The sequence below is a fragment of the Antarctobacter aquimaris genome, assembly GCF_900184945.1.
In the GTDB taxonomy this organism is placed as follows: domain Bacteria; phylum Pseudomonadota; class Alphaproteobacteria; order Rhodobacterales; family Rhodobacteraceae; genus Maliponia; species Maliponia aquimaris.
This window is the reverse complement of record NZ_FXYF01000005.1, coordinates 283,439-296,237: the sequence shown is the minus strand read 5'-3', so window position 1 is coordinate 296,237 and position 12,799 is coordinate 283,439. Positions and strand designations below refer to the sequence as shown.

At 68.1% G+C, this 12,799-nt stretch carries 8 protein-coding genes; 3 read left to right on the top strand and 5 right to left on the bottom strand.

Features of this window, described 5'->3' with window-relative positions:
* Positions 1-25: 25 nt before the first annotated feature.
* Entirely contained in the window at positions 26-667 is a 642-nt protein-coding gene (gene maiA / locus MAA8898_RS11515; RefSeq protein WP_094021157.1) for a maleylacetoacetate isomerase, read from the bottom strand.
* Positions 668-841: 174 nt separating this feature from the next.
* Here maiA and MAA8898_RS25790 point away from each other — a divergent pair, with 174 nt between their 5' ends.
* Positions 842-1,084 carry a hypothetical protein gene (locus MAA8898_RS25790; protein ID WP_141194837.1) on the top strand — a complete coding sequence of 81 codons (243 nt, stop codon included), beginning with the start codon at positions 842-844 and terminating at the stop codon, positions 1,082-1,084.
* 91 nt (positions 1,085-1,175) lie between these two features.
* Positions 1,176-2,426 (top strand): lytic murein transglycosylase, encoded by a 1,251-nt coding sequence (locus tag MAA8898_RS11510; RefSeq protein WP_094021156.1) that lies wholly within the window; start codon positions 1,176-1,178, stop codon positions 2,424-2,426.
* Between the two features lie 6 nt (positions 2,427-2,432).
* On the opposite strand, the gene MAA8898_RS11505 is transcribed toward MAA8898_RS11510, so the two are convergent.
* The 3 genes from MAA8898_RS11505 to MAA8898_RS25785 form a co-directional block, all read right to left on the bottom strand.
* On the bottom strand, positions 2,433-7,448 hold the full coding sequence (locus MAA8898_RS11505; protein ID WP_176445132.1) for a Hint domain-containing protein: 5,016 nt from the start codon (positions 7,446-7,448) through the stop codon (positions 2,433-2,435).
* Between the two features lie 231 nt (positions 7,449-7,679).
* Positions 7,680-9,290: an AfsR/SARP family transcriptional regulator gene (locus MAA8898_RS11500; RefSeq protein ID WP_094021154.1), complete on the bottom strand. Its 1,611-nt coding sequence runs from the start codon at positions 9,288-9,290 to the stop codon at positions 7,680-7,682.
* Positions 9,291-9,361: 71 nt separating this feature from the next.
* Positions 9,362-9,604 carry a hypothetical protein gene (locus MAA8898_RS25785; protein WP_141194835.1) on the bottom strand — a complete coding sequence of 81 codons (243 nt, stop codon included), beginning with the start codon at positions 9,602-9,604 and terminating at the stop codon, positions 9,362-9,364.
* Between MAA8898_RS25785 and MAA8898_RS11495 the strand changes: the two genes are divergently transcribed.
* On the top strand, positions 9,603-10,550 hold the full coding sequence (locus MAA8898_RS11495; RefSeq protein ID WP_094021216.1) for a phosphatase PAP2 family protein: 948 nt from the start codon (positions 9,603-9,605) through the stop codon (positions 10,548-10,550). The genes MAA8898_RS25785 and MAA8898_RS11495 overlap by 2 nt on opposite strands.
* A 20-nt stretch (positions 10,551-10,570) precedes the next feature.
* Here MAA8898_RS11495 and MAA8898_RS11490 read toward each other — a convergent pair whose 3' ends face one another.
* Positions 10,571-12,637 carry a S8/S53 family peptidase gene (locus tag MAA8898_RS11490; RefSeq protein ID WP_094021153.1) on the bottom strand — a complete coding sequence of 689 codons (2,067 nt, stop codon included), beginning with the start codon at positions 12,635-12,637 and terminating at the stop codon, positions 10,571-10,573.
* Positions 12,638-12,799: the final 162 nt, after the last annotated feature.

The following is a 12,799-nucleotide window of genomic DNA, read 5'->3' as shown; positions in this document are numbered from 1 at the left end:
CTGTCCCGTCACCGGCGCGCTGACGTCAGGCTGGCGGGCGGACGGCATCGGGATGCGCGCGCTGGAACGGCTCCAGCGCCGCGCAGGCCCCGGCGATGGCCCGGATGCGCGGCATCGCGGCCAGGTCCACGCCCCAGCGGTCGGCGTTGTAGACCTGCGGCACGAGACAGCAATCCGCCATGCCGGGCGTCTCGCCCAGGCAAAACGCGGTGTCAGCGGGCAGCATGGCCTCGACGGCGGCCAGCCCGCGCCCGATGAAGTGCCGCATCCAGCCGGATTTCACCGCGTCATCGCCGCCCGCGAGGGATGCGGCGTGATTGGCGACGGACAGGTTGCAGACCTGGTGGATCTCCATCGCGATGGCATGGGACAGTTGCCGCGCTCGGTACTGGCCCAGGGGGTCGTCCGGCAGCAGGGCGGCACCCGGGGTCCGCGCCTGGAGGTAGTCGAGAATGGCGAGCGATTGCGTCAGCGTCTGGCCGTCGATCTGCAAACTCGGGACCAGCCCCTGCGGATTCAGCGCCAGGTAGGCGGGGCTGCGGTGCTCGCCCGCCAACAGGTCCACCGGGTGCGCGGTGTAGGCCAGCCCCAGCAGGTTCAGTGCAATCCGCACCCGGTAGCAGGCCGAGGACCGCCAGTAGTCGTGCAGCACAATGGGGTCTGACACGGGTGGTTCCTTTCACGGCGTTCCTGCCGCGAGTGTGCCTGACGCCGCCCGAGGCGTCACGCGGGGAATGGCGCCCTTTGCCGGGATATCGGTGCCCCGTCGCAGGTCCCGGCATCGGCGTGCCGCCGCCGATGCGCCGCCGCCCTGTTGCAGGGCACGCACTTGCCTATGGAGATGAACGATCCATTCCTTGTCCTGCTCGACGGACGGCGAATCCCGTGGAAGCATTTGAAAAAGAGAGAGAAATTCAAATTGAAGCTGCGCGTCTTCCGGTGCGTCTGCAATCACAAGCTGCGCTATGGCACCCACACCTGCAGTTACTGTTTTCGTCCGACCCGGCCCTGGAACCGGTGGTGGTTCCTGCCGGTCGTGCTGGCCCTTGTGGGTTTCCTGGCCTGGCGGTACGCTTTCGCCTGACAGGCAGACCACGCGCGGCCCGACCGCGTGAGCGTACAATCGACCGTCCGGGGGTGCGCCCTGACTGGGACGGCGCGGCAGGAGACAGGACATGCGGATCGGCAGACGTGACGTCACGCTGGGACTATCGGCAATCTTTCTGGGCGGTTGCCTGCCCGGCAACGGCGCCACGCCACAGGTGGCACGGCCGGACCCGGAGACCGACCCCGGGCTGCGGCCGCAGCCGAATCCGGCCTACGATCAATGGGTTCAGGCATTCCAGGCCCGCGCGCGCGAGCGCGGGATCACCCAGGCCACGCTGGACCGCGCCTTTCGCGGTCAGGGCTTTCTGCCGGGCGTGATCGAGCGGGACCGCAACCAGACCGAATTCAAGCGCTCGCTGGAAGATTACCTTGCCATCGTCGCACCCGAGGAAAAGGTCAGTTTTGGCCGGGGCCTGTTTGCCCAGCAGAAAGGCGCGCTGGCGCGGGTCGAGGCCGAGTACGGCGTGCCGGCCAAGATCATGGCCTCGATCTGGGGGGTCGAAAGCTATTTCGGCACCAAGCGCGGCAAGATCCCGGTGATCTCGGCCACATCGACGCTGGCCTGGGAAGGGCGGCGGGGAAAGTTCTTTGAATCGAACCTGATGGACGCGCTGCGCATCGTGCAGACCGGCGACGCGCGTCCCGAGCAACTGGTGGGCAGCTGGGCCGGCGCGATGGGGCACACCCAACTGATCCCCAACGCCTACCAGGAGCATTCGGTCGACTTTGACGGCGACGGCAAGCGCGACATCTGGTCGGACAACCCGATCGACGCCTTTGCCACCACGGCGCGCTTCCTGGCGCGGGCGGGCTGGCGGCGGGGCGAGCCCTGGGGCTACGAGGTGACGGTGCCGTCGGGCTATTCGGGGCCGACCGGCCGGTCGAACCGGGCCGACGTCGCACGATTTGCGTCGCTGGGTGTGCGCCCGGCGCGCGGCGGCACGCTGAGCGGCAGCGGCTCGGCGGCGCTGCTGGCGCCGATGGGGCTGGGCAAGCCCGCCTTCCTGGTGTTCCACAACTTCAACATGATCCTGCGCTACAACCCGTCGGAAAACTACGGCCTGGCCGTGGGCTACCTGGCCGACCGACTGGCCGGCGGCGCGCCGCTGGCAGGGGACTTTGGCCCGGATGCCACCGGGCTCACGCTGGAGGAACGCAAGGCCCTGCAACGCGGGCTGACGGCAGCGGGCTTTGACGCGGGCACCCCTGACGGCGTGATCGGGAAAAAGACCGAGGCCGCGATTTCCGCCTATGAGGCGTCGCGCGGGCTGCCCGTCACCGGCACGCCGTCGCGCGCGCTGTTGCAGGCGTTGCGCTGACGCCCGTCAGGCCGACATCAGCAGTCGGGCCTGATCGGCCTTGAGCGAGGCGCGCGCGGCAGTATAGGCGTCGCGCCCCGGCGCGCTGCCCAGTTCCGGGAACAGCGACAGCAACTCGTTCCGCTGGCCGGAGTCGAGGCCGCGCAGCGACAGGTCACCGGGCTGAAAGCTTTCGGTCCAGGCGCCGTCCGACAACACCAGTTCATGGGTGTCGAACATGAAGTGCACGTAGGTCACGCCCTCGGGCGGGCAGACTCGGGTGATCCCGGCGCGGCCCACCAGGTGACCGGCGGCGACCAGCACCTCGTCCTCGCCGAACAGCAGTTCCACCGCCGCGCCGCCCATCACCACGCGGTGACGGGGCGACACCATCATGTCACGCTCGGGCGTGCGGCGGCCCAGGGCACCGGCGCGGATCAGCACGGGCTGCAACGCGGGGTTGGCGATCAGGTCGGCGGCCGACAGCGTCCGCGACCCGGCCCAGAGCACGCGCTTGTAGCCGTTGTCGCGGGTCAATACGCGGTCGCCGCGGCGGATGTCGGCGGCATCGACCTCGCCCCGGACGCTCTTGATCAGGGTGCCGGGGGTAAAGCACGGGATGTAGTTGACGTTCTCGATCTCGGAGAAGGTCAGGGTGGAGCCGTCGAGCCATGTCACCGTGCCGGATTCGGCCCCGGTCATGGTGATGTTGGCCGGGCCTGTGATGGTCAGCGTGTCGCCGGCCGTCTCGCCGGTCTCGCCGCCGGTGATGGTCAGGTCCGCGCCGTTCATGTCGGCGGCATTGGCGTAGAAGTGATCGTCGCCGCCCCCGCCCGAGGCCGCATCGCCCGATCCCACGTGCAGCGTGTCGTCGCCCTCGCCGCCATCCAGTGCGTCGGCGCCGATGCCGCCGGTCAGGCTGTCGGCCCCGTCCTCGCCGAACAGGGTGTCGTTGCCGCTGCCGCCGATCAGCGTGTCGTTGCCCGCCCCGGCAAGGACGGTGATGCCCGAGCTGTCTACGCTGGCATCCACGGCATCGTTGCCGGCCGACAGCACAAAGCTCTCGATTTCCGAGAACACGCCGCTGTCGCCATCGTCGTCGGTGTAGGTGCCCTGTTCGTCCCCGGTAAAGACGATGTCGATGGCGTCATTCGCTCCGGCGATGCTGAGCGTGTCGTCGTCGGTGCCGGTCTCGCCGCCGATGATGGTATCGGTGCCATGGCCCACCTCGAACAGGTCCGCATCCGCGCCGCCATCCAGCAGGTTGTTGCCGGTCGAGGCGACAAAGCGGTCGTTGCCGTCACCGCCGCGCAGCGTGTCATCCCCTACGCCGCCATCCAGCAGGTCGTCGCCCGCGCCGCCTTCGACACTGTCGTTGCCGCCGCCCGCGAGGACGGTATCGTTGCCGCCGTTGGCCAGGATGGTGTCGTCCTGCGATCCGCCGATGCCGTCGCCATTGTCGACAAAGTCGCCGTTCGGATCGCCACCATAGGCGGTGTCGATCAGGTCGTCCGCGCCGGTGCCCTCGACGATGAAATCCCCCGGCGCCAGCGGAATGCCCATGGCGTTCAGTTGCGCCGGGCTCTGGACCTCACCCACCGTGACGCCGACCAGGGTGATCTGTTCGCCGTTCGGAAAGGTCAGGATTGCGTGGCCGGTGCCGTCGCCGTTGGTGTCGGTGACGGTCACGTCCTCGGTGGAGACGGGATTGCCCGAAAGGTCTGTCAGCGCGCTGACATCCAGCTGGTCATTGCCCGAGTAGGCGCCGCCGCCCAGATCGGTCGGGGTTTCGAAGCTGCTGACCACGTCGCTGCCCGAGCCATCGGCCAGCACCAGCACGTCACGGTCGCCGTCCGCCGCGCCCAGGTCGATGGTGTCGTCGCCGCTGCCGCCGTCGACGGTGTCGGCCCCGGACCCGGCCACCAGGCTGTCGTTGCCCGCGCCGCCGGACAGGCTGTCATCGTCCAGGCCGGAAAAGACCGTGTCGTTTCCGCCACCGCCAAGGATGGTGTCATTGCCGGCGTTGCCGATGATGTGTTCGGCCCCGTCGGATCCGATCACGCTGTCGTTGCCGGTGCCCAGCTGGAAACGCTCGATCTCGGCAAAGTGGGCGGTGTTGGTGCCGTCGGTGATGGTGCCGGTTTCGGGGCCGGTGAAGGTGATGGTCAGGTCGTCGGCGATGGAGGACAGGTTGATGCGGTCGCCCTGCGTTTCGCCGGTCTCGCCGCCGAGGATGCTGTCGTTGTCGAGCGCGGTGTCGACAAAGATCTCGTCGTCGCCCGCCTCGCCATAGATGGTGTCGTCGCCCGCGCCGGCGTCGATGGTGTCATCGCCGCCCCCGGCATAAACGACGTCGTCGTTGTCAAGCGTGGCGTTGTCCAGGTTGTCGATCCGGTCGCCTTCTGGGTCGCCGGTGTAGGCGGTGTCGATCAGGTCGGCGCCGCTGGTGCCGGTCACGATGTCGTCGGACGGCACCGGCGGAATGCCCATGGCGATCAATTGCGCGGGAGACGAGACCTGCGCCGCGCTGACGCCGATCAGGGTCAGGGTCTCGCCGTTGGGGAAGGTCAGCACCGCGTCGCCCGACCCGTCGCCCACGGTGTCGGTCACGGTGACATCGGCCACGTTGACCGGGCTGCCCAGCGCATCGGTCATCCCGCTGACGTCCAGCCGGTCGTTGCCCGCCCAGGTGCCGCCGCCCATGTCCGTGGGCGCGGCAAAGCCGGTGACGCTGTCCGCGCCCGAGCCGTCCGCCAGCACCAGCGTATCGGTGCCCGCGCCCAGCACGATGATCTCGATATCGTTGAATTGCAGCGTCCCGGTGCCGTCCGTGACGGTGCCGATCTCCGGGTTGCTGCTGGACAGGTCGACGGTCAGGGCATCGGTGACGGCCGACAGGTCCAGCACGTCGCCGGTGGTCTCGTCCTCGGCCTCGGCGTCGACAGTGTCGTTGCCAAAGCCGTTCTCGATGTGAAAGGTATCGTCGCCGTAGCCGCCCCAGAGATAGTCGTCGCCCGTGCCGCCATACAGCGCGTCCTCACCGAAGGAGCCGCGCAACCAGTCGTTGCCGGCGCCGCCGACCAGGGTGTCGTCGCCCGCGTTGCCTTCGAGATGGTCGTCGCCCGCGCCGCCCTCGACGCTGTCGTCGCCGTCCTCGCCGTAGATCGTGTCGGCGCCGTCGCCGCCGCTCAGGCTGTCATTGCCCTCGTTGCCGTGGATGCTGTCGTTGCCGCTGCCGCCGGTGATGGTGTCGTTTCCCATCCCGCCGCGCATGGTGTCATTGTCGGCGCCGCCGTCGATCAGGTCGGCGGACTGGGTGCCGACGATGGAATCGTCGCCCGCGCCGCCCTGCACCGTGACACCCGAGGTCGACGGGCCGTACTGGCCGTCAAAGCTGTCGGCCTGGTTGGTCAGCACGTAGCCTTCGATCTGGCTGTAGGTCAGCGTATCGGTGCCGTTGGTGGCGGTGCCGGCCTCGTGGCCCGTCATGGTGACGGAAATGCCGCTGGTCATGCCGGAAAAGTCGAGCACGTCGTAGTCGGTGCCGGTGGTCACCGCTTCGCCGCCGCGGATGATGTCGCTGCCGAAACGGTCGCCGACGCGAATCACGTCCGCATCCGCGCCGCCGTCGATGGAATCGTTGCCGGTGCCGCCGTCGATCGTGTCGCGGCCGGTGCCGCCGATGATCGTGTCGTTGCCCGCCATGCCGTAGACCAGGTCGTCGCCGGCGCCGGCGTCGATCAGGTCGTGCTGCGGTTCGGGGGTGGCGGTGATGACGGTCGGCGGATTGCTGAAGCCGTTCGTCGAAAAGGAATAGTTGGTGCCGACGCTGCGCGTGGTGACCTCGAACACCAGCATCTGCTGTTCCGAATAGGCGAACTGCGCCCAGTGATCCTGATCGGCGTTGCCGGAACTGCTGTAGTCGGAATTGGCGCCGATTTCCTCGCCGTTGTCGGAGGTGCTGAGGTCGGTGGACGGGTTCGAGGACACCGACAGGCTCTGCACGTCGGCGGTCTGCGCCGTGACGCTTTCGGCCGAGGTGTCGATGTCCATGAAGGTGAAGACACCGGTGATCTTGATCGGCGCGCCCGTGGCCTGGTCGAAGAACTCGAACCCCAGCGTGACCCCGGTGCCCGAGTCCGCCGCGCCGTCGCGGTTGAGGTAGACCGAGTTGTTGTTGAACTCGACCTGCATGTTGGGGTTTTCGGCGTCCAGAATGGTCAGCCGGGCCTGCACCACGACACCCTGGTCGGTGACGCCGATGTTGTCATAGACGGCATAGGAGCCGATGACGCCGGTGCCTGTATTGCCGGTCTCGCCGATGGAGGTGAAGTCGAAGCTGGACAGTGTGCCCGCGTTGACGCCGATGTCGGCCGCGTCGCCAAAGATCGTGTCGTTGCCGCCGCCCGAGCTGATGGTGTCCTGGCCGGATCCGCCGGCGATCATGTCGTTGCCCGCGCCGGTGGTGATGCTGTCGGCCCCGGTGCCGCCGTCGATGGTGTTGTTGCCCGCCGCGGCGCTCAGCACGTCGTTGCCCGAGCCGCCCTGCAATTCATCGTTGCCGGCCGAGGACAGCGTGTCGTTGCCCTCGCCGCCCATGATGGTGTTGTTGCCGCCGGTGGCGCTGACGCTTTCGTTGCCGGCGCCGAGGTTGACGAAATCGTTGCCGTCGATCCCGGTCACGGTGTCGGTGCCGTCGCCGGTAAAGATTGTGTCGTTGCCGCCGCCAAGGCTGACATTCTCGGCCCTGTCCGACCCGAAGTAGGAGTCCGAGCCTGCCGGCAGGCGGACGGTGGTGTAGTTCTCAAAGCGGGAGTTGCCGCCCAGGGCGGCGTCCGTTGGTCCGCTGTATGTGCGGTCGGCGACAGTGTAGGTCGTCGTGCCGTTGGACAGGGTCAGCAAGCCCGACCCGGTGTCGTAGACAACGGAATAACCCGGCCCGAGGCTGGAAAAGTCCAGAGTGTGGCCTGCGTTGTTGCGTGAAACGGTTGACCAGAACGACGACGAGTTCCAGTTCGCTGTTGTAACCGTATACGTCGCCATGTCAGCGGCCCTCACCTTCTTACCCATGGCACGGCGTCACGGCCCGGATCGACGGGGGCCAACGACATGCGGCAGGCAGACGGAAATTCCGATCCGCCCTCCATCTCCAGAAACATGGAAAATGTGACGCAAATTGGCCGGATTTGTGGGGAAACGTAAACAATCCGGGTTTTTCGCGCCGACAAGCCGGTCTGACGCCCGTTTGTCGACCGATATCGACCTTGTTTCGCCCTAGAGTAGAGCGCGGATCGGCTCCAGCAACCCCTTGTTGCGCAGGGTCCGCACCGGGTAGCTGTCGTCGTTCACCAGCCGGTCCAGGCTGAAGCCCGGTTCGATCTTGGCCAGTTTTTCCGCGACGGCCTGCGCCTTGTCGAGCCGGCCCTCCAGCGCGTAGAGCGCCAGCAGGTGCCGGTGCGCGGGGCGCGACAGGGGGGCATTGCGCGCCGCCGCTTCGCCGGCCTCGATGGCCTGATGCGGGCGATTGCAGGCGATCGAGATGATGCAATGCCCGACGTCCCAGTAATGCTTGAACGGCGAGGTGCGGGCGATCCGGCACGCCCGGTCCGAGGCCTTGAACGCGCCTTCAGGGTCCCCGGACAGCATCAGCGCATCCGCCAGCGACCGCCAGGCAAAGGCGTTGGCCGGGTTCCGCTCCACCGCGTTCTGCGCCAGGTCCAGCACCCCGGCGGTATCGCCCAGCGCGGTGCCGCGCACCTTGGACACGATGGCATGGACCAGCACGTTGTCAGGGGCCAGTTCCATCGCGCGGTAATGCAGCTCGACCGCCTCTTCCAGCAGGGGCTGCTGGTCCTCTTCGGCCATCTCCATCATCTGGGTCAGGCGGATCATGCTGGCCCAGGCCAGGTAGACGCCGTTCTCGTCCCGCTTGAAAGCCTGGTCCATCAGGCCGTAGGCCTCGCGCAGGGCGTCCTTTTCAAAGCTGAACATGCGATAGAGCCCCAGCCGCGACAGCGCGGTCGAACGGGCCTCGGGGCGGTCCTTGTCCAGCACGTGCGGCAGCTTGCCGATGATCTGGTCGGCCGCCTCGAAAACGGTGCGCGACACGTCGATCTCGGAGGTCAGGATGTCCTCCAGCCGGTCAAGCTGTTGCAGTTTGGAATAGAGGATCCGGGCGCTGGGCTGGTGCGTGGCCTTGATGAACAGGGCGTGCCCGCCGCTGCCGTTGGGCATCAGCTGGGTGCTGACCAGGATATCGCTCATCGGCGCAGAGTCGGGCAGGGGCATGTCCGTCTCGGACTGCCGCCAGGCGCGGACCTGCTCGGCGATGTTCTCGCCGATCTGGTTGGCCAGCACCTCGCCCAGCATCTGGTCGCGGCCTGGGGCCTCGGCCGTGGCACGGCAGTTGATCAGGATGCCGCGGCTTTCCGAGGGTGTCGCCTTGGCCAGCGTCTGCTGCAACGCGCCGCGTTCCTGCCGCAGCCAGTCCTCGAACTCGGGGTCGCGGACGTCCATGCCCTGCAACAGCTCGATCCGTTCGTCCTCGGGGATGACCTCCTCAAGCAGGTCGACGCGGACCCGGCGGGGGTCCAGCCGGACACAGCTGCGGTCGGCGATCAGCACGTCTTCGGCCGGGCCCAGCGCGCTGCGCAGCTTGGACAGGGCCTGGCGCAGGTTGGCGCTGGCCTGTTCCGGGCCAAAGGTCGACCACAGCTTGTCCTCGATCCAGCGGCGCGGGCGGGTCATCTCGGGGCTGAGAGCCAACATCGCCAGCAGCGCCTGGTTCTTGGCGCCCTTCACGGTCAGCGCAACGCCCGCCGCGTCCCGGACCTGGAAAGGCCCGAGCACGGCAATGGCAATCCTGGTGTCCGTGTCCCTTGGCATGCGGTATCCTGTTGCGTTAAAACGAAAGCTAGCATTCACGCGGTCGCCTCGCAACGGACGTGAATTTATCGTTAATGATTTGCCTGGCCGTCAGATAGGCTTTGACCTGCATGCGGCGCTTCCCGACACTTCGCCGCAAAGCAAGAGGATGCCATGCCCGTCTCCGGACCATACAATTCCCAGAACAGCCAGAACTCCCAGAATTCACAAAACTCGCAGAATTCACAAAATTCCCAGAACTCGCAAAACAGCCAGGCGGCCGAGAATTCCCAGGGCGGGCCGGACAGCACCTTTACCAGCGCGGCCTTGGGCATGGCGCGCGATGGCACCGTGGGACACTGGGATGGGACGGCCGACCGCACGCCGAAACAGGAGGGGCGCGGCAGTTGGGACGCGCTCAAGGCGATGGCGACGGGACCGCGCCGCGCGGTGATCGACGCCTGCCTGACGGGGCTGTTCTCGGTCAGGCTCACGCCGGCGAACGGGACAACGCCCGCGACGGGCACCGTGTCGCTGGGCGGTCAGCCGCTGGTGACGCTGGAGGCGCCGACCAACGCCTTTCTGGCGGACAAGCAACTGCACTACCTGCGCACCTACGCCGACCTGCGCGGTGACCGTTTGTCCGAAATCATCATGCAGACCGGCGACATCCAGAGCTTTTTCGGCCTGATCGGCTACATGTCCCCGGACGCGACGAAATGGACGCTGGCGCTGAACCAGGCGATGCTGCGGCTGTGCACGGCGGTCGAGATGCCGCTGAAACACGGGTTCGACGTCGCCCGCCCCATCGCCATGTCGCGCAAGGTGCAGCCAATGATCCAGACGCCGGGGCACGGATCGTGGCCATCGGGCCATGCGACCGAATCCTTTGCCTGCGCGACGCTGCTGTCGCGGCTGTTTCTCAACGTGGCAGTCGACCCGGTGGTCCAGATCGCCGAGCGCAACGAACTCTACCGCCACGCCGAGCGGATCGCGATGAACCGCACCGTGGCGGGGGTGCATTTCCCGACCGACAGCATGGCCGGGGCGGTGCTGGGTGTAACGGTTGTCGAGGCGCTGCTGAACCTGCTGGACGAGACCGGGCAGACCCGGACGCGTGTGTTCCACGGTGCGGGTTACACGGGCGATTTCACCTTGGGCGACCTGAGCGCCGCGCTGGGGGACAGCGCGGTTGTCACGACCGACACCCTGTCGCTGCCTTCGGGGCTGGTGCCCGGCTGGCTGCGCGAGATGTGGCAGACGGCGCGCGACGAATGGTAGGCTTGTGACCTGAACGGCCCTCAGCAGGCGGGCAGCGCCTCGGGCAGGTCGATCACCGCCTCGCCCAGCCGGGCATGCAGGCCGCCGGTGGGGATCAGGCCCACCTTGTCGGGGTCCAGATCGTCGATCTGCCAGGTGCCAGGCTTGGCGGCGTTTTCCGTGATCAGGGCCGCGGACAACGCCAGCGCCCGAGTCATCCGGCCAGCTGCGGCGCTGGTACCGGCTAGGCGCCGTGTGCTGCCGGTCAGCGTGCCCGCCGCGCGGACACCGCCGAAAAAGGCCCCGATGCCAGCCACCGTCGCGGCCGTTGGCCCCTCGACCGACCAGGGCGCGCCCTGTCCGGAATAAGCGGCGGGCCGATAGGCGCCGATCTCGGTGGCGGGGTCGATTCCGACCTGCCGGGCCGCACCCACGGCCAATACCTGCCGCGCCGGCGCGGTGACCAGCGCGCTGTGACAGCCGTCATCGGTGATCGGCCCCGCTCCCGGCGCGACATAGGCGGCGCGGAGCGGGTCCCAGTCATAGGCGGCGCGGTGGTCGAGGTAGGATTGCCGCCCGCGCACCTCGCTGCCGCGGATCGCGTCATCGCGCTGGACCTGCACCAGCACATCGGCCTTGTCCGCGCAACGCAGCGCGATACGCCAGGCCCCGGCGCGGGCCTCCGGTTCGTCCGGTTTCTGTCCGCGCGTGGGCGCCAGCGCCAGGACGTAATGCGCGGAACAGGTGGTATCGCCATCGCAGCGCCGCGCCGGGACATGGTAGATCCGCGCCAGCGCCGCCCCATCGGGCCGTTCGAGCGAGCGGATCTCGCCCGGATGCAGCGTCGCAAGGCCCGAGTCGCGCCCCTCGGGGGAGGTCAGCCCCACGGTCAGCTTGTCTGACGCTGCGCCGCGCAGGTGAATCTCCACGAAACTGGCGGTCTCGTCGTCGGGCTGCGCGCGCCAGGTGATCGCCTGCGGCGTCTCCGACGTGCCGTCGAACCCGAAGCAGGCCACCTGGCTGCTGCGATAGCTGTTGCCGAAGGCCCAGACCAGCCGCACCGGCTGGCCGGTCACGGTTTCCCACAGCCGCGCCTCGCGCGCCATCTGGTATTCGACAAAGCGCGAGCCGTCCTTTGGCCCCGCCAGCACACCCAGCGAGACGTTGACGATCACCGGCGCGGTGGCGTCGACCTGCCGCGCTTGCCGCAGGATCCAGCGCAGGCCCAGCACCAGGTAGCTTTCGAACCAGGTGCCCGAGGTGTCGTCGATGGTCTCTGCGGGCAGTTGAACACCCAGCAGGGGCCAGTCCCGCGCGGGATCGCTTGCATCGCCCGGCTCCGCCCCGGCGGCGAGGTCCAGCACATGGGTGCCGTGGGTGGTGGCGTATGCGGTTTCACGGCGGGTGCCGGGGGCAAACAGCGCATCGTTGATTGCCGCATAGGCGGCGCGTTCGTCGCCCTGCGCCAGCAGCGTATCAATGGCGCCGGTGTCCAGCACTCGCCCCGAAACCGCGCCGCGCGGCCGGTCGGCGTGCTGTTCCAGCGCCTGTAGCCAAAGCCCATGGAACCGGCTGCGCAGGCCGCCGTCTGTCATGCTGCGGCAGAACCGGGCGTTCAGAAAGCCGATGCCGTCGTCGATGATCGCCACGATGGGCGCGCCGGGTGTGGGCGAGGGCGGCACCGGGGCGGGCGGCTCGGGCAGCGGCCCGGCGGTGTCGATCTCCACCGGCATCCCGGTGTCGAGCACCTCGAACAGGCTGGCGTGGTCGCTGTCGGGCGTGCCCATCCGGCGGTACAGCATGTATTCGTCCGGCAGCCCGGCCAGTGCCTCGGGGTCGTCGATCCGGCCGCGAAGGAACGCCATCTCGGTGCTGTCCATCAGCAGCGGCGAGACGGCATCCTCGACCTGTGCCAGCAGCGCGGCACGTGTCGCTGTCGCGGTGGCGCCCGGTTTCAGGCGGACAAAGACCGGCGCGTATTCCGGCCCGCCGTCCGGCCGCTCGGGGGGCAGCATGTCCCGGCGCATCCCGATCAGGCGCGACCAGTCGAGATAGGCATCGCGAAAGGCGTGCGGGCGCGGCGCCGTCCAGTCCTGCGTGATCGACATGCTGACCTCCTTGCAAGGCGGTGGGTGCCCCGTTGGGCCCCAGCAAAGGCGGTTTCGCCCGGCCGGTCAAGAAAGCCGGCCCCGCCCGCCACGGGTTTGCGCAGAATTCACGCCGCCAAAGCAGGCGCATGACCAGGAAACTGCGGCTTGCCCGCCGGATTC

Coding starts and splice junctions, on each gene's coding strand:
- MAA8898_RS25790 (WP_141194837.1), top strand. CDS start 842: ATGAACGATCCATTCCTTGTCCTGCTCGACGGACGGCGAATCCCGTGG.
- MAA8898_RS11510 (WP_094021156.1), top strand. CDS start 1,176: ATGCGGATCGGCAGACGTGACGTCACGCTGGGACTATCGGCAATCTTT.
- MAA8898_RS11505 (WP_176445132.1), bottom strand. CDS start 7,448: ATGGCGACGTATACGGTTACAACAGCGAACTGGAACTCGTCGTCGTTC.
- MAA8898_RS11500 (WP_094021154.1), bottom strand. CDS start 9,290: ATGCCAAGGGACACGGACACCAGGATTGCCATTGCCGTGCTCGGGCCT.
- MAA8898_RS11495 (WP_094021216.1), top strand. CDS start 9,603: ATGGCGCGCGATGGCACCGTGGGACACTGGGATGGGACGGCCGACCGC.
- MAA8898_RS25785 (WP_141194835.1), bottom strand. CDS start 9,604: ATGCCCAAGGCCGCGCTGGTAAAGGTGCTGTCCGGCCCGCCCTGGGAA.
- MAA8898_RS11490 (WP_094021153.1), bottom strand. CDS start 12,637: ATGTCGATCACGCAGGACTGGACGGCGCCGCGCCCGCACGCCTTTCGC.